Raw genomic sequence first — 14,550 nt, forward strand, 5'->3', positions numbered from 1 at the left:
ATGGTCTAGGCCAAGTGCAAGGCCTTTCCGGCACCGGTCATCAGGCCTGTCCGGCAAGGGACTTGCAGCCCTTCGCGCCTCGTTGGCCCCACACTCGCGAGGCCTCGCCGCCGAAGCCGGGCCCCCCACGGCCCGCCACCGCGCGGTGCGGTCTCATGTGAAGGAGAAGCATGTACGCGAAAAGGAAGACCGCACTCGCCGTCGGTGCCGTTCTCGCCCCGGTCCTCGCCCTGAGCCTCCCGGCGAGCTCCGCCAGCGCCCACGGCTACATCTCCAACCCGCCCAGCAGGCAGGCGCAGTGCGCCGCCGGCACGGTCAGCTGCGGCTCGATCAGCTACGAACCGCAGAGCGTCGAGGGCCCGAAGGGGCTCACCAGCTGCAGCGGCGGCAACAGCGGGTTCGCCGAGCTCGACGACGACTCCAAGGGCTGGGCGGTCACCCCGGTGAACCGCTCGCAGCAGTTCGAGTGGAAGCTCACCGCCCGGCACTCGACCAGCACCTGGCAGTACTTCGTCGGCGGCGAGAAGATCGCCGAGTTCGACGACGGCGGCGCGCAGCCCGGCGCGACCGTCGCCCATCAGGTCGACTTCGGCAACAAGGCCGGTCAGCAGAAGGTCCTCGCGGTCTGGAACATCGCGGACACCGTCAACGCCTTCTACGCCTGCATCGACGTCAACGTCAGCTGACCGCAGGCCCTGTTCCGTCCGTCGCGCCCCGGCCGGGCCCCAGCTCCACCCGGCCGGGGCGCGGTGCTGTTCCATCAAGGACCGGCACGGTCCGTCATGGCCGGAAAGCGGCATGGCGCGGCTGCTCCAGGTAGCCGAGCGGTTACCCTTCGTCAGCTGTCTGATTGATCATCAGTGCTTGAGGGGATTCCTGAATGAACCGCATGCGTACCGTACTTGCCGCGCTCGGCATCACCGCCGGACTGATCACCGCCCCCGCCGCGAACGCCGCCCCGCAGCCCGACGCCCCGGTGGCCGCCGAGCGGCACGAACCCTGCACCGGCGAATACCGCGGCGACGCCCGGCTCGGCCCGAAGTGGCTGCCGAACAAGCGCCTGGCCCCGGTCGGCCCGCTCCTGAAGGGCTACCAGCGCACCGGAGAGCTGTCCCCGCAGGCCTTCCTCAAGAAGTACTGGGAGGGGCCCGCGGACACCGGGAGCTGGAAGTACCCGCCCAACGACGGCTTCGCCGAGGTCAACGGCGAGATCGACAAGGAGCCCTCCAAGCTCCGCCCCGGCCAGCGCCTGGACCGCTTCGGCTCCGAGTACGGCGGCTACCTGGCCCCGGCCGGCGACGCCTACGCCGAGCGCGCCCTGCCCCCGCAGAACCTCAACACCCGTGAAGCGGCGACCCCCTGCGACTACCGCGTCTACAAGGTGGCGAAGCCCTTCTGGGTCTGGCAGGGCAGCATCGCCCCCTGGTTCGAGCAGCCCGGCGGCGGCCGGCAGATCAAGCTCGACGCCGTCTTCCTGAACCCGGGCGAGGGCGAGCGGCTGAACGTGAAGTGGCTGCTGGACCACGGCTACCTCACGTCCGCGGGCGCGTAACCCCCGATGGACCGTCACGCGTTGCACGCCGCACTCGTGGAGGCCGGGATCCCCGGCGGCTACTACCGGATCGAGGGCGTCCACGAGCCGGTCCCCACCCCGCCCGACTTCCTCTTCGTGCGACGGGCGGCGGACGGCGGATGGGAGACCGGCGCGTACGAACGCGGCCGGGACGAAGTCCTCGCACACCACCCGGGCGAGGCAGCCGCCTGCGCACACCTGCTGCGGCTGCTCGTCTGACCCCCTTTGCCGGTCCGGCAAAGATCCTTGTGCGGGCGGCGGGCACCCCCGAATGATCGTGACCGGGCGGCCGGGCTCCGGCCCGGCCGCCCGACCGAACCCGTCACGACCGCCCCGCCCGCCCGGGGCCCCCGAGGAGGACCCATGCCGCAGCCCGCCCCCGTGCCCCCGGCGGACTCCACCACCCCGCCCGGCGCGGTCCACCGCCTGGTGAACACCCCCGGCGGCCGCATCCACCTCGTCGAGCAGGGCACCGGACCCCTCGTCCTCCTCGTCCACGGCTTCCCCGAGTCCTGGTACTCCTGGCGCCACCAGCTCCCCGCGCTGGCCGCCGCCGGATACCGGGCCGTCGCCATCGACGTACGCGGCTACGGGCGTTCCGCCAAGCCCGCCGCCACCGACGCGTACCGGATGCTCGCCCACGTCGCCGACAACACCGCCGTCGTCCACGCCCTGGGCGAGGAGACGGCCACCGTCGTCGGCCACGACTGGGGCTCGCCCATCGCGGCCGACAGCGCCCTGCTCCGGCCGGACGTCTTCACTGCCGTCGGCCTGCTCAGCGTCCCGTACTCCCCGCGCGGGGAGCACCGCCCCACCGACGGCTTCGCCCGGATCGGCGGCGACCAGGAGTTCTACGTCAGCTACTTCCAGACCCCCGGCAGGGCCGAGGCGGAGATCGAACGGGACGTACGCGGCTGGCTCGCCGGCTTCTACACCGGGCTGACCGGCGGCACCCTCACCCCCGAGGAGCACGGCAGGCTCTTCTTCGTACCCCCGGGTGCGCGGCTCGCCGACCGCTTCCCCGCCGGCCCGCTGCCCGCCTGGCTCACCGAGCCGGACCTGGACGTCTACAGCGGGGAGTTCGAACGCTCCGGCCTCACCGGCGCCCTCAACCGCTACCGCAACGTCGACCGGGACTGGGAGGACCTCGCCGCCTGGCACGGAGCGCCCATCACCCAGCCCTCCCTCTTCATCGGCGGCGCGCTCGACGCCTCCACCACATGGATGGCGGACGCCATCGACGCCTACCCGACCACCCTCCCCGGCCTGTCCGCCGCCCACATCCTCGAAGGCTGCGGCCACTGGATCCAGCAGGAACGCCCCGACGAGGTCAACCGGCTGCTGACCCAGTGGCTGGACGGGCTGCGGTAGACCGGCTCAGCAGGCGAAGCCGCGGGTCGCCGCCGTCGCCCGCAGCAGATCCCGTACGAGCGTGAAGTCGATCTTCTCCGGGTTGCGGAAGCGGAGACACCCCTTGCCCATGTCGTGGCCGGCCAGCCGGTCCGCGAACGCGTCCCGGACATCCGTGCGCAGGAGATAGAGCGAGATGTACTGCTTCTGGCTCGCGAAGGCGACCTCGCCGGTCCCGTCCCGTTCGTAGGCGGGCATGCCGTACGCCATCACCTCCCGGAACCCCGTCAGCTCCGCGCGGCACAGCGCGCGCAGCTCGGTGAGCGCGCCCCGGCGGGCGTCCGGCAGCTCGGCCAGGTACTGATCGACGTCTTCCGCACTGCTCCGGACCATGCGCCGATCCTAAGCGGGCGGCCCGCGTGTGTCGGAGCGCGGTTCGCACCGGCCAGGAGGCGAAGGTGAGCGGATGAACAGTGCGAACATGCTGGCCGAGGCGTTCGACCGGGTCGGGGAAGCGGTCCACGCGGCGGCCGAAGGGCTCTCGGCGGACGACCTCAACGCCCGGATCGACGACGGGGCGAACTCGATCTCCTGGCTGATCTGGCACCTCACCCGGATCCAGGACGACCACATCGCCGACGCCGCCGGCACCGGCCAGGTCTGGCTCACCAAGGGCTGGGCCGACCGCTTCGGGCTCCCGTTCGACGAGGCGGCGACCGGATACGGGCACAGCGCCGACGAGGTCGCCGCCGTCCGCGTCGACTCCGCCGACCTGCTCCTCGGCTACTACGACGCCGTCCAGGAACAGACCCTCGGCTTCGTCCGCGGACTCGACGGCCGCGCCCTCGACCGCATCGTCGACGAGGCGTGGTCGCCCCCGGTGACCCTGGGAGTCCGGCTGATCAGCGTCATCGCCGAAGACCTCCAGCACGCGGGGCAGGCCGCATTCGTGCGGGGTGTACGGGAGCGCGCATGAGACCGGCCCGCGGACGAACCGCCTCCGCACCCCGTGCACCCTCCCAACAGCGGTGCCATACTCGGAAGCAGTCCGCCGCAGAGGCTTGTCATCGTCCGAAAGGCGACACGTCATGAGCTGGGCATCGTGGACGACCAGCGGTGTCTTCGCGGGAACAGGCGGAGTCCGCACCGAAGAAGCCGGCATCCTGAGCGGAGACCTCACGGTGCACACGACGTGGTCCGACGGCCAGGCGTCGGTGGCCGTGCAGTACAGCGGCTCGTCGGACTGGTTCACCCTGGCGGGGAGCCCCGTGCCGTGCGCCTCCGAGGAGGAGAGCCGCGCCTTCCACCAGAGCGTGGTCGAAGCCGTACGCCAGGGCGACGGAGCCACGCTCCCGCCGGACGGCACCGCCCCCGCCGCACCGCCCCCGGCGTCCGCGTCCTGAGCGGCGACCCGCCGCGTCCGCCGCGCCCCATAGAGTGACCCGACAAGATCCGTTCCCCCACCGGTGGGGCGGGTGCGCGGGGACACGGGGCGAGGAGCGGCGTAATGGTGCGTGCGGGTGCACGGCGGGCGGGAAAGGGCAGGCACCGGCCGTTCTGGGTGGAGCTTCCGCTCCTCGTCGGGGTCGCCCTGGTGCTGGCTCTGCTCATCAAGACCTTCCTGGTCCAGGCCTTCTCCATCCCGTCGGAGTCCATGCAGAACACCCTGCAGAAGGGCGACCGGGTCCTCGTCGACAAGCTGACCCCGTGGTTCGGATCCGAACCGGAACGGGGCGAGGTGGTCGTCTTCCACGACCCGGCCGGCTGGCTCGACGACATGGCCGTCGACCCGCCCAACACCGTGCAGAAGGTGCTCAGTTTCATCGGTGTGATGCCGTCGGCCGAGGAGAAGGACCTCATCAAGCGGGTGATCGGCGTGGGCGGTGACACCGTGGAATGCGCCGGCGACGGACCGGTGAAGGTCAACGGGAAGGTTCTGGACGAGCCCTATGTGTTCCCCGGCAACACCCCGTGCAGCAACGACGGCAGGGGCACCTTCAAGGTCACCGTCCCGCAGGGCAGGCTCTGGGTGATGGGCGACCACCGCCAGGCGTCCTCGGACTCCCGCTACCACCGCGACGACCGCAACGACGGCATGGTCCCGGAGGACGAGGTCGTCGGCCGCGCCGTCGTCGTCGCCTGGCCGGTCGGCCGCTGGAGCACCCTGCCCGTCCCCGACACCTTCTCCACCGCGGCCGGCGCGGCCCTGCTCCCCGGACCGGCGGCGGCCGTGGCCGCCGCCGTCCCGCTCGTCCTGCTGCGCCGCCGCCGCGCGACGTCAGGCGCTGACGCCCACCCGTGAGCCGGTGACCTCGGCCCCCGCCTCCGAGGCAGGGGCCGCCGCCGTCCGGCGGGCACCCTTGAGCAGGACGACCAGCGCGGTCGCCACGAGGGTGCCCGCGGCGATCGCCAGCAGGTAGAGGAACGGTTCACCGATCAGCGGCACGACGAAGATGCCGCCGTGCGGGGCGCGCAGGGTGCACCCGAAGGCCATCGACAGCGCACCGGTGACCGCACCGCCCGCCATCACCGACGGGATCACCCGCAGCGGGTCGGCGGCGGCGAACGGAATCGCGCCCTCGGTGATGAACGAGGCGCCCAGCACCCAGGCCGCCCGGCCGTTCTCCCGCTCGGTCTTCGTGAACAGCTTCTTGCGTACGGTGGTGGCCAGGGCCATCGCCAGCGGCGGGACCATACCCGCCGCCATGACCGCGGCCATCACCTTGAGGCTGCCGTCGGTCGGATCGGCGAGACCGCCGACCGCGAACGCGTACGCCACCTTGTTCAGCGGTCCGCCCATGTCGAAGCACATCATCAGGCCGATGACGACACCGAGGATGACCGCGTTGGAGCCCGACAGGCCGTTCAGCCAGTCCGTGAGGGCGCTCTGCAGTGCGGCGATCGGCTTGCCCACGACGATGAACATCAGGAACCCGACGACCGCCGACGCGATCAGCGGGATCACCAGCACCGGCATGATCCCGCGCAGCGTCGCATGGACCGGGACCCGCTGGATGGCCATCACCACCGCACCGGCCAGCAGACCGGCGACGAGACCGCCGAGGAATCCCGCGTCGACGGTGAGCGCGATCGCTCCGCCCACGAACCCGGGCACCAGCGCGGGACGGTCCGCCATCCCGTACGCGATGTACCCGGCGAGCACCGGCACCAGGAAGCCGAAGGCGGCGGAGCCGATCTGGTTGAGCAGCGCGGCCCAGCTGTCCATCTGCCCCCAGACGAAGTGGTCGGCGACCGACTTGGCGTCCACGATCTCGTAGCCGCCGATGGCGAACGACAGGGCGATCAGCAGCCCGCCCGCCGCGACGAACGGCACCATGTAGCTCACGCCGGACATCAGGTACGTACGCAGCCGGACCCCGAAGTGCGCACCGTCCGCGCCGGACCCGCCGTCCGCACCGCTCTCCGGCCCGTCCCCGCCCTGCGGTACGGCGGCGATCTCACCGCGCTCCGCCTTGCGGCGGGCCTCGGCGATCAGCTCGGCGGGCCGGTTGATGCCCGCCTTCACCCCGACGTCGACGAGCGGCTTGCCCCGGAAGCGCGCCTTCTCCCGCACCTCGACGTCGTGCGCCCAGATGACCGCGTCGGCCCGGGCGATGACCGCGGGGTCCAGCTTGCTGAAACCGGCCGACCCCTGCGTCTCCACCGTCACCGCGACGCCCTCGGCGAGCCCTGCCGCCGTCAGCGACTCGGCGGCCATGTAGGTGTGCGCGATACCGGTGGGGCAGGAGGTGACGGCGACGATCCGGAAGGGGGCGTCGTCCCCGGCGGGGGCGGCCTCTTCGGCCGCCTGTATCGGCGTCGTGGCTTCGGGCTCCGGCGTCGGCTCCTCGCCCCGGATCAGCGCGGCGACCGTGCCCGGGTCGTCCCCGGCGCGCAGGGCGGCGGTGAACTCCGGGTCCATCAGCCTGCGGGCCAGCCCCGACAGGATGGTCAGATGGTCGTCGTCCGCCCCGGCCGGCGCCGCGATCAGGAAGATCAGGTCCGCGGGACCGTCGGCCGCACCGAAGTCGATGCCCGAGGCGCTGCGCCCGAACGCCAGCGTCGGGGCGCTCACATGCTCGCTCCGGCAGTGCGGGATGCCGATCCCGCCGTCCAGGCCCGTCGGCATCTGCGCCTCGCGGGCGGCGACATCGGCCAGGAAGCCGTCGAGGTCGGTGACGCGGTGTGCGGCCACCATCCGCTCGGCGAGCGACCTCGCGGCGGCGTCCTTCGTTGCTGCGGACAGATCGAGGTCGACCAGTTCCGCGGTGATCAGCTCACTCATCGCGGTGCTCCTTGTTCGGGGACCGCCCTGCGGCGGTTCGGGGGACGGAAGGCGGTGGGATCGTGCGGGGGGTGGAGATCGGGGTGGGCGGACGCGGCGGTCATCGGGTGTTCACGGCGGCCCATGGGGCGGGCTCCGTCAGCGGGCGGTCCAGGGGGACATCGGCGCTCACCACGACCGCCGACCGGTCGAGATCGGCCGGGGTGGGCATGAGGCTCCCCGCCAGCTGCACCGCCGCCGCCCCATGGGCGACGGCCGAGGCGAGTGCCTCGGGGCCCTGCCCGCCCGCCGTCAGGAAGCCGGCCAGGGACGCGTCCCCGGCGCCGACATTGCTGCGTACGGTCTCCACCCGGGCGGTCGCGAAGTACGCGCCCGACGCCTCCACCAGCAGCTGCCCGTCGCCCCCCAGGCTGGCCAGCACCGACCGGGCGCCCCGCTCGCGCAGCTCCTCGGCGGCCTTCAGCGCGTCGCCGACCGTGGCGAGCGGACGGCCGACGGCCTCGGCGAGCTCCTGGGCGTTGGGCTTGATCACATCGGGCCCCTCCCGCAGGGCCGCCGTCAGGGCCGCGCCGGAGGTGTCCAGCGCGATCCGCGTACCGGCCCGGTGGCTCCGTGCGACCAGCTCCGCGTACCACTGCGGCGCCAGCCCGCGCGGCAGGCTTCCGCAGCACGCGATCCAGTCGGCGGAGGCGGAACGGGCCCGCACCGCCTCCAGGACGTCCTCCGCCTCGGCGGCGCTGAGCTCGGGACCGGCCGCGTTGATCTTGGTGAGGGTGGAGTCGGGTTCGACGAGCGTGATGTTGATCCGGGTGCTGCCGGTGACCGGCACCCCGGCGGCCTCGATGCCGTGCTCGCCGAGCAGCCGGGCGAGCAGCGCGCCCTCCGGCCCGCCCATCGGCGCGACGGCGACCGTGCGGTGGCCGGCCGCCGCGACCGCGCGGGAGACGTTGACGCCCTTGCCGCCCGGGTCGACGCGGTCCGCCGTGGCCCGCAGGACCGTGCCGCGGACCAGCGCCGGCAGCTCGTAGGTCCGGTCCAGGCTGGGGTTGGGGGTGACGGTGAGGATCATGCGCGTACTACTTCCGTGCCCCGGCTCTCGATGGAGCGGGCGTCGTCGGGGCTGAGGCCCGTGTCGGTGATGAGGAGGTCGACATCGGTGAGGTCACCGAAGCGGGCGAAGTGCCGCTGCCCGAACTTGCCCGAGTCGGCGAGCAGGACGACCCGGCGGGCGGCCTTGACCACCGCACGCTTCACGGCGGCCTCGGCGAGGTCGGGTGTGGTGAGGCCGCTGTCGGGCGCGAAGCCGTTGGTGGCGAGGAAGACGACGTCGGCGCTGATCTCTCCGTACGAGCTGAGCGCCCAGGCGTCGACCGCCGCCCGCGTCCGGTGCCGGACCCGGCCGCCGACCAGATGCAGCGCGATGCCCGGGTGGTCGGCGAGGCGGGCGGCCACCGGCAGCGCGTGCGTCACCACTGTCAGCGCGGCATCGACGGGGACGGCCGCGGCGAGCCGGGCCGTCGTGGTCCCGGCGTCGATGATCACGTTCCCGTCCGCGGGGAGCTCGGCGAGCGCCGCCTGCGCGATGCGGTCCTTCTCGTCGGCGGCCACGGCGTCGCGCTCGGCGAGGTCGGGCTCGAAGTCGAGCCGCCCGACCGGGATGGCGCCGCCGTGCACCCGGCGCAGCAGCCCGGCCCGGTCCAGCGCCTTGAGATCCCGCCGGACGGTCTCGGCGGTCACCTGGAACTCCTCGGCCAGGGAGAGCACATCGACCCGGCCGCTCTCCTGGGCGAGGCGGAGGATCTCCTGCTGACGCTCCGGTGCGTACATGTGGTTTCGTATCCGTTTCATGCCCGAGTCTGTGGTTTCGCGCTCAGATTACGTCCGGGGTTCGGGAAAGTAAACACATTCGGGCGAGAAGTGGGCATGGGTGGGCATGAGTGGGAGTGGACGGGTATGGGGGCGCGCACACGTCGGCGGGGCGCACCGTTCACCGGTGAGCCCCGCCGTGTCCGTCTGCTCAGCGCCTCCCGGCAGCGCCCTCGCCCAGTGGCCGGGCCAGCAGCGGGGTACCGGGTACCTGATGTCCTCCGCTGGCGAGCATCCGCACCTCGCCCCGGTCGCTGATCTCGGCGCGGACGATCCCCGTCTCGTCCTCGTACACCGGAGAACCGCCCGCCCCGGTCCGGTCGGTCAGCCGGACGGCGACCACGTCGTCCTCGGCGCCGGAAATCTGGAAGATGAGTTCGTAACGCTCCGTGTGCTCCATGAGGGCCTCCCGGCCGGGCCGCGACGATGTCCGGCCCTGACCCCATTGTTTCCCACCCGCGCGCGAGTCGCCCGGGGAGCGGAGGGGGCAGGCTCGTTCGCGGCGGCCAACGGGCGGAGCTGTCCGGTCGATCGGGTGACTCCGACATGTAGGACAACATGACTGGTCCTGGCGGGGGCTAGGCATGCGTACATGAGACTTGAGCCCCGACGAAACAACCGTCCTTCCCTACGCTCCCGCAACCTCGGGGCGACCGGTGCCGCCGCCTGCCTGGCGGCCGCCGCTCTCCTGCTGACGGCCTGTGGTCAGAGTTCGGACAGTGCGACGTCCGCGGCCACCGAAGCCGCGAAGGTCGTCCCGCAGAAGACGACGGCCTCCCCGTCGGCCACCGCGGACCTGACCGAGGACCAGCAGGAACGCAAGAGGGTGCTGGACGCCACCAAGGTCACTTTCGACGACGCCGCGACGACCGCGGTCGGCGAAGTGGCCAATGGCAAGCTCGTCGATCTGGACCTGGAGGGTGTGGACGACGACGACCGCGACGAGAGCCCGAGCCCGACCGGCAGCGGGAGTCCGACCGGCAGTGCCAGCCCCACCGGCAGCGCCGGCCCGACGGGCAGCCCGGCCGCGACCGGTTCGCCGAGCGCCAGCCCGGGCGCCGACGGCCCCGTCTGGGTCGCGGAGGTCGCCGAGAAGGACGGCACGGTCCACACCGTGCGGATCAACGCGGTCGACGGCAAGGTGATCGAGGCCCGCGTCGACGCGGACCAGGACGCCGAGGACAAGAAGCAGACGGCCGACTGGCTCGCCCAGGCCACGCAGACGCCCGAGCAGGCGGCCAAGGTCGCCACGGAGAAGAAGAAGGGGACCGTCACCTCCGTCAGCCTCGACGACAACGACGGCAACGGCGTGATCTGGTCGGTCGACGTGGTCGGCTCCGACTGGAAGAAGACCACGTTCGACGTGGACGCCAAGAACGACACGATCGTCCGCGAGGAGACCGACAACGACTGACCGTCCCCGGACGGTGCCGACCCGGTGGTGTGTCCGCAGGGGCGCACCACCGGGGTGGGTGAAGGAAGAAGGGGTATGCCGGAAACCCGGCGTACCCCTTCTCCTGTGCCCCGCTATGCCTTGTGCGCCTTGCGCGGCTCCAGCAGTCGGCAGACGAAGTCCTCCTGGAGGCCGCGGAGGGTGGCCAGCAGCCCCGGGTTCGTCGTGCTGTTGACCTGCGAGGTGAGCGAGACGGTCAGTGACCGCTTGCCGTCCTTGGTGGCCGCCGCCAGCTGCGTGTAGCCGGGGAAGTTGCCGGTGTGGCCGTACACGGTCCCGCACCGCGTCTTGTACGAGAAGAGGGCGAGCCCGGCCTCGTTGCGCCCGGGCCCGGCCGGTTCGGAAGCGCCCGCGACGAACGTCAGCTGCCGGCGGCGGACCGCCGGACCCAGGTCACGTCCGCCGGCCCAGGCGCGGATGAATGTGCCGAGGTTCTCGGGGGTGGAGACGATGCCGCCCGACGCCCACACCCCGGAGGCGCTGATCGCGGTGGAGAGGTCCTCCGGGGGGTTCGGCGGGTCCACGTCATAGCCGTGCAGGTACGGATCGGGCAGCCGGTACCCCTGGGGGAGCGTGGTCGCGCGCAGCCCCAGCGGCCGGTACACGATCTCGGCCAGCAGCCGCTCGTAGGGGGTACCCGTCGCGGCCTCGGCGATCAGGGCCACGGCGATGTTGTCGGAGTTGGAGTAGCGGTACGCCGAACCCGGCCGGAACCGCAGCGGTTCCCCGGCGACGTACCGCAGCAGCTTGCGTGAGTCGAAGTGCCTGCGCGGATCGGCTGCGAACTCGGCGATGAACCCGGGGGACTCGGTGTAGTCCGGCAGTCCGCTGGTGTGGTTCAGGAGCTGGGCGACCGTCACCCGGTGCCAGGCGGCGGGGAGCCGGGGCAGCCACCGGCCGAGGGTGTCGTCGAGCGAGAGGCGGCCCCGGTCGGCCAGGTGCAGCGCGACCGCGCCGCTGAAGGCCTTCGCCACACTGGCGATCCGCATGTGGTCGGTGGGTTGCGGCGGCCGTCCGGTACCGGCCTCGGACGTACCGGCCCGGTACACCTCACTGCGGCCGCCGGCCGTCAGTACGGCGATGGCCCCGGGCGGCCCGCCGGGAGTGTCGACGAGCGCCCGGAGCCTGCGCTGCAACTCCCGGTCGACCGGTCCGTGCGGTCCATGGGGGCCGTCGCCCCCGCCACCGCCCGCCCGGGCGGGACCGGTCATCAGCCCGGCGATCGAGGCGGCGGCCACGACGGCCACGACGGCTGTTCGCCGCAGCGGCCGTGAAGGGGCGCGCAGAAGGGGACGTGTGGGCACGGGTGTACCTCCTGAAGGTGTGGGTCGGGCGGGCCGCCCCCCTGCCACCGGCTGCCGCGAGCTCAGCATCGGGCGGCCGGCCCGAGTCCGCTCCCGAGGTGGACCATCCGGCCGATCACCGCCACCCGCCCGTCTCCCCGTCTCGTTCGGAAGCGCCCCTCACGGAGCCGGGACTGTACCCCCGCGCAGATCGAGGACGTAGCGCAGTCCCGGGCGGTCGCCGAACATGACCTCCTCCACCGGCTCGAACCCGGTGCGGGCCAGTACCGCGCGGGAACCCGTGTTGTCGAGCGTCGTCTCCGCCCGCAGCACGGTCAGTCCGTACTCCTGGGCCGCCGGCACACAGAGCTGCCGGACCGACCGGGTCGCCAGCCCGCGCCCTGCGGCCTTCTCGGCGATCCGGTAGCCCAGCTCGGCCGAACCGTCCTCGACCCCGACGAGGTTGATCCGGCCCAGGAGCGCCCCGTCGGCGTCCTCGACGACATGGAAGTGGTGCAGCCCCGCCTCCTGCTCGGCGAGCAGCTCACGGTGGCGTGCGGCGAAGCCCGTGAAGTAGTCGTCGCCCCGGTCGGGCACCGAGGTGGAGAAGTACGCGCGGTTCTCCCGCTCGAACGCGAGCAGCGCCTCGGCATGGCCGGCCGTGAGCCGGCTGATGATCGTCATACCGGGATGCTAGGGCCTGTTCACGAGGGGAGTTGACGCTCCAGGGCATGGGCCAGGCCGCGCTCGGCGTCGTCGGCCGAGGCCCGGCGGTAGGCGCGTTCGTACGCCGTGTTCCCGGCCGCCCGCCGTGCCTGGAGCTCCCACTGCTCCCGGATCGCCCCGAGCTCGGGGGTGCCGCGGTGGGGGTGGCCGATGAGCCGCCAGTACGTGTGTCCCGTGCCGGAGGTACGGGCCGCCGCGACCCCGTCCCCCTGGGCGGCGATGGCACCGGCGAGCAGGTCGAGGCCGAGGGCGATGCCGAGGCTGTCGTGGAGCTCGTGCTTGCTCGCGAGCATCGCGCGGGCGTGGCTCTCGGCGTGGCGGGGGCGGCCCTGCAGCAGATGGATGAGGGCGAGCTGGTGATCGGCGTAGGCCCGCCCCCAGTGCTCGCCGAAGCGCAGGCTTATCCGCTGGAGCCGGGTAGCCTCCTCGTACGCCTCGTCCAGCCGGCCGAGCGCCGACAGGGCGAACAGGCGTATCACCCGGCAGCGCATCTGGGAGGGTGCGTCGGCGGGGTCCCCCGGGTGCAGCCGCAGGGCGTGGTCGCTGACCAGGTGCGCGGTCTGCGGCCTCCCCATCATGAGATAGGTGAAGCTCATGGAGTGGGCCGCCGAGAGGGCCGCCTCGGCGTCCTGGCCGAGGCGGGCCGCTTCCTCGCACTCCGCACCGGCACGGCGCGCCGCCTCGTGGTCGCCCTGGAGGGTCAGCGTGATGCCGAGGGCCCAGAGCGCGCGGGTGCGGTGCGGGCCCGCCGAGAGGGGCAGGGCCAGCACCCGCTCCAGGTAGGTCCGGGCCTGGTGCAGATGGCCGCAGCAGCTCCAGAACAGACCGGCGCACCCGGCCATCTCCATCGCCTTCTCGGGGTCCTCGGCCAGCAGGTGCTCCAGGGCGGCGCAGAGATCCGGGTGGGTGGAGGCGACCCTGCGGTACCAGTCGACCTGCCGGGGGCCCAGCCAGCCCGCGTGCGCCTGCACGGCTATCTGCGCGAAGTGGCGCGCGTGCCGGTCGGCGAAGAGCGTGTCCTCCGCCAGCTCGGCGAGCCACATCGCCCCGTACTCGCGCAGCGTGTCCAGCATCCGGTAGCCGTCACCGGTCCGCCGGAGCACGGACTGCTCGGCGAGGCTCTCCAGCGCGGGGGCGATGGCCTCGCCACCGAGGGGTCCGCCCGCGCACACCGCCTCCGCGTCGGCCGTCATGATGACGCCCCGGAAGACGGAGAGCCGGGCCCACAGGAGCCGTTCGAGCGGGGCGCAGAGCTCGTGGCTCCAGCCGATCGTGGTGCGCAGGGCACGGTGGCGGCGGGGCCAGAGCGTGTCGTCGCTGAGGGCGTCCAGCCGGGAGGCCAGCCGCCCGGTGATCTCCTGCGCGCTGCTCTCGCGGAGCTGGGCGCAGGCGAGTTCGACGGCTAGCGGTATCCCTTCGAGGCGGCGGCAGATCTCGGCCACGGCGGCCGCGTCACCGGGGGAGTCGAACGCCAGCCCGGGGACGACGGCGGCGGCGCGGTCGCGGAAGAGCCGGACGGCCTCGTCGCCGTCCTCGCCCGCGGAGAGCGGGGCCACCTCCACGGCGTGTTCGCCCTCCGCTCCGAGCGGTTGTCTGCTGGTGGCCAGGACCGTCAGCCCCGGCGCGGCGGAGAGCAGTTCGGTGACGAGCTGCCGGCAGGAGTCGACGACCCGCTCGCAGCAGTCGAGGACGAGCAGCAGACGGCGGTCGGAGAGCCATTCGCAGAGCGCGGCAACCGGTCGGCGGGGGCTGTGGTCCAGCAGCCCGACGCCGTCGCAGACCGTCGTGGTGAGCAACTGGTCGTCATCCAGGTGGGAGAGGTCGGTCCACCACACGCCGTCCGCGTACCGGTCCCGGACGCGCTCGGCGGTCTGCAGGGCCAGCCGGCTCTTGCCGACCCCGCCGCTCCCGCTGAGAGTGACCAGCCGGTGATCCTGAAGTGCCCGGTCGATGCAGTCCAGTTCGCTGTCGCGGCCGACGAAACTGGTCGTCACGACGGGGAGGTTGCCCATCA

The 14,550-nt window shown here is 72.7% G+C and carries 16 protein-coding genes; 8 read left to right on the forward strand and 8 right to left on the reverse strand.

Translation table 11 applies throughout. The features are described 5' to 3' along the window. Positions 1–170: 170 nt before the first annotated feature. The 4 genes from ACK8N7_RS35535 to ACK8N7_RS35550 all read left to right on the forward strand — a co-directional run bounded on the left by ACK8N7_RS35535 (position 171) and on the right by ACK8N7_RS35550 (position 2,944). Positions 171–686: a lytic polysaccharide monooxygenase auxiliary activity family 9 protein gene (locus tag ACK8N7_RS35535; RefSeq protein WP_500445202.1), complete on the forward strand. Its 516-nt coding sequence runs from the start codon at positions 171–173 to the stop codon at positions 684–686. A 194-nt stretch (positions 687–880) separates the two neighbouring features. Then, complete coding sequence (locus ACK8N7_RS35540; protein WP_164358075.1) at positions 881–1,552, forward strand: TNT domain-containing protein; 672 nt, start codon at positions 881–883, stop codon at positions 1,550–1,552. 6 nt (positions 1,553–1,558) lie between these two features. Continuing rightward, positions 1,559–1,792: a hypothetical protein gene (locus ACK8N7_RS35545; protein WP_403215459.1), complete on the forward strand. Its 234-nt coding sequence runs from the start codon at positions 1,559–1,561 to the stop codon at positions 1,790–1,792. Positions 1,793–1,936: 144 nt separating this feature from the next. Then, positions 1,937–2,944 carry an alpha/beta fold hydrolase gene (locus tag ACK8N7_RS35550; protein ID WP_403215457.1) on the forward strand — a complete coding sequence of 336 codons (1,008 nt, stop codon included), beginning with the start codon at positions 1,937–1,939 and terminating at the stop codon, positions 2,942–2,944. Between the two features lie 6 nt (positions 2,945–2,950). Here the strand turns inward: ACK8N7_RS35550 and ACK8N7_RS35555 are convergent, their stop codons facing one another. Next, positions 2,951–3,316: an iron chaperone gene (locus tag ACK8N7_RS35555; RefSeq protein ID WP_403215455.1), complete on the reverse strand. Its 366-nt coding sequence runs from the start codon at positions 3,314–3,316 to the stop codon at positions 2,951–2,953. A 73-nt stretch (positions 3,317–3,389) separates the two neighbouring features. Here ACK8N7_RS35555 and ACK8N7_RS35560 point away from each other — a divergent pair, with 73 nt between their 5' ends. From ACK8N7_RS35560 to lepB, 3 genes are all read left to right on the forward strand, one after another. Then, complete coding sequence (locus tag ACK8N7_RS35560) at positions 3,390–3,899, forward strand: mycothiol transferase (RefSeq protein WP_500445205.1); 510 nt, start codon at positions 3,390–3,392, stop codon at positions 3,897–3,899. A 112-nt stretch (positions 3,900–4,011) separates the two neighbouring features. Next, the gene (locus tag ACK8N7_RS35565; RefSeq protein WP_403215451.1) at positions 4,012–4,326 is read left to right on the forward strand and encodes a hypothetical protein; all 315 of its coding nucleotides are present in this window, start codon (positions 4,012–4,014) and stop codon (positions 4,324–4,326) included. Between the two features lie 104 nt (positions 4,327–4,430). Continuing rightward, positions 4,431–5,225: a signal peptidase I gene (gene lepB / locus ACK8N7_RS35570; protein ID WP_500445207.1), complete on the forward strand. Its 795-nt coding sequence runs from the start codon at positions 4,431–4,433 to the stop codon at positions 5,223–5,225. On the opposite strand, the gene ACK8N7_RS35575 is transcribed toward lepB, so the two are convergent. The 4 genes from ACK8N7_RS35575 to ACK8N7_RS35590 all read right to left on the reverse strand — a co-directional run bounded on the left by ACK8N7_RS35575 (position 5,202) and on the right by ACK8N7_RS35590 (position 9,474). Then, positions 5,202–7,208 carry a PTS fructose transporter subunit IIABC gene (locus ACK8N7_RS35575; protein WP_500445209.1) on the reverse strand — a complete coding sequence of 669 codons (2,007 nt, stop codon included), beginning with the start codon at positions 7,206–7,208 and terminating at the stop codon, positions 5,202–5,204. The genes lepB and ACK8N7_RS35575 overlap by 24 nt on opposite strands. Before the next feature lie 100 nt (positions 7,209–7,308). Further along, positions 7,309–8,277 (reverse strand): 1-phosphofructokinase, encoded by a 969-nt coding sequence (pfkB, locus tag ACK8N7_RS35580; RefSeq protein ID WP_500445211.1) that lies wholly within the window; start codon positions 8,275–8,277, stop codon positions 7,309–7,311. Beyond that, positions 8,274–9,035 carry a DeoR/GlpR family DNA-binding transcription regulator gene (locus ACK8N7_RS35585; protein WP_403215596.1) on the reverse strand — a complete coding sequence of 254 codons (762 nt, stop codon included), beginning with the start codon at positions 9,033–9,035 and terminating at the stop codon, positions 8,274–8,276. The genes pfkB and ACK8N7_RS35585 overlap by 4 nt, the downstream gene beginning before the upstream one ends. A 190-nt stretch (positions 9,036–9,225) precedes the next feature. Beyond that, on the reverse strand, positions 9,226–9,474 hold the full coding sequence (locus tag ACK8N7_RS35590) for a DUF6296 family protein (RefSeq protein ID WP_403215443.1): 249 nt from the start codon (positions 9,472–9,474) through the stop codon (positions 9,226–9,228). A 192-nt stretch (positions 9,475–9,666) separates the two neighbouring features. Here ACK8N7_RS35590 and ACK8N7_RS35595 point away from each other — a divergent pair, with 192 nt between their 5' ends. Continuing rightward, on the forward strand, positions 9,667–10,488 hold the full coding sequence (locus ACK8N7_RS35595) for a PepSY domain-containing protein (RefSeq protein WP_403215441.1): 822 nt from the start codon (positions 9,667–9,669) through the stop codon (positions 10,486–10,488). A 113-nt stretch (positions 10,489–10,601) separates the two neighbouring features. On the opposite strand, the gene ACK8N7_RS35600 is transcribed toward ACK8N7_RS35595, so the two are convergent. The 3 genes from ACK8N7_RS35600 to ACK8N7_RS35610 all read right to left on the reverse strand — a co-directional run bounded on the left by ACK8N7_RS35600 (position 10,602) and on the right by ACK8N7_RS35610 (position 14,548). After that, positions 10,602–11,738, reverse strand: coding sequence for a serine hydrolase domain-containing protein (locus ACK8N7_RS35600; RefSeq protein WP_403215594.1), 1,137 nt, complete (start codon positions 11,736–11,738; stop codon positions 10,602–10,604). A gap of 252 nt (positions 11,739–11,990) precedes the next feature. Further along, positions 11,991–12,494: a GNAT family N-acetyltransferase gene (locus tag ACK8N7_RS35605; protein ID WP_403215439.1), complete on the reverse strand. Its 504-nt coding sequence runs from the start codon at positions 12,492–12,494 to the stop codon at positions 11,991–11,993. A 20-nt stretch (positions 12,495–12,514) separates the two neighbouring features. Beyond that, positions 12,515–14,548, reverse strand: a complete 2,034-nt coding sequence (locus tag ACK8N7_RS35610; protein WP_500445213.1) for an ATP-binding protein — start codon at positions 14,546–14,548, stop codon at positions 12,515–12,517. Positions 14,549–14,550: the final 2 nt, after the last annotated feature.

Origin of the sequence: Streptomyces griseobrunneus, from assembly GCF_046713465.1 — a bacterium.
In the GTDB taxonomy this organism is placed as follows: domain Bacteria; phylum Actinomycetota; class Actinomycetes; order Streptomycetales; family Streptomycetaceae; genus Streptomyces; species Streptomyces microflavus.

Bases quoted from the DNA above. Each gene is read 5' to 3' on its own strand.
- ACK8N7_RS35560 (WP_500445205.1), top strand. From the start codon at position 3,390: ATGAACAGTGCGAACATGCTGGCCGAGGCGTTCGACCGGGTCGGGGAA.
- ACK8N7_RS35550 (WP_403215457.1), top strand. From the start codon at position 1,937: ATGCCGCAGCCCGCCCCCGTGCCCCCGGCGGACTCCACCACCCCGCCC.
- pfkB (WP_500445211.1), bottom strand. From the start codon at position 8,277: ATGATCCTCACCGTCACCCCCAACCCCAGCCTGGACCGGACCTACGAG.
- ACK8N7_RS35595 (WP_403215441.1), top strand. From the start codon at position 9,667: ATGAGACTTGAGCCCCGACGAAACAACCGTCCTTCCCTACGCTCCCGC.
- ACK8N7_RS35555 (WP_403215455.1), bottom strand. From the start codon at position 3,316: ATGGTCCGGAGCAGTGCGGAAGACGTCGATCAGTACCTGGCCGAGCTG.
- ACK8N7_RS35585 (WP_403215596.1), bottom strand. From the start codon at position 9,035: ATGTACGCACCGGAGCGTCAGCAGGAGATCCTCCGCCTCGCCCAGGAG.
- lepB (WP_500445207.1), top strand. From the start codon at position 4,431: ATGGTGCGTGCGGGTGCACGGCGGGCGGGAAAGGGCAGGCACCGGCCG.
- ACK8N7_RS35610 (WP_500445213.1), bottom strand. From the start codon at position 14,548: ATGGGCAACCTCCCCGTCGTGACGACCAGTTTCGTCGGCCGCGACAGC.
- ACK8N7_RS35535 (WP_500445202.1), top strand. From the start codon at position 171: ATGTACGCGAAAAGGAAGACCGCACTCGCCGTCGGTGCCGTTCTCGCC.
- ACK8N7_RS35600 (WP_403215594.1), bottom strand. From the start codon at position 11,738: ATGACCGGTCCCGCCCGGGCGGGCGGTGGCGGGGGCGACGGCCCCCAT.
- ACK8N7_RS35575 (WP_500445209.1), bottom strand. From the start codon at position 7,208: ATGAGTGAGCTGATCACCGCGGAACTGGTCGACCTCGATCTGTCCGCA.
- ACK8N7_RS35605 (WP_403215439.1), bottom strand. From the start codon at position 12,494: ATGACGATCATCAGCCGGCTCACGGCCGGCCATGCCGAGGCGCTGCTC.
- ACK8N7_RS35540 (WP_164358075.1), top strand. From the start codon at position 881: ATGAACCGCATGCGTACCGTACTTGCCGCGCTCGGCATCACCGCCGGA.
- ACK8N7_RS35565 (WP_403215451.1), top strand. From the start codon at position 4,012: ATGAGCTGGGCATCGTGGACGACCAGCGGTGTCTTCGCGGGAACAGGC.
- ACK8N7_RS35590 (WP_403215443.1), bottom strand. From the start codon at position 9,474: ATGGAGCACACGGAGCGTTACGAACTCATCTTCCAGATTTCCGGCGCC.
- ACK8N7_RS35545 (WP_403215459.1), top strand. From the start codon at position 1,559: ATGGACCGTCACGCGTTGCACGCCGCACTCGTGGAGGCCGGGATCCCC.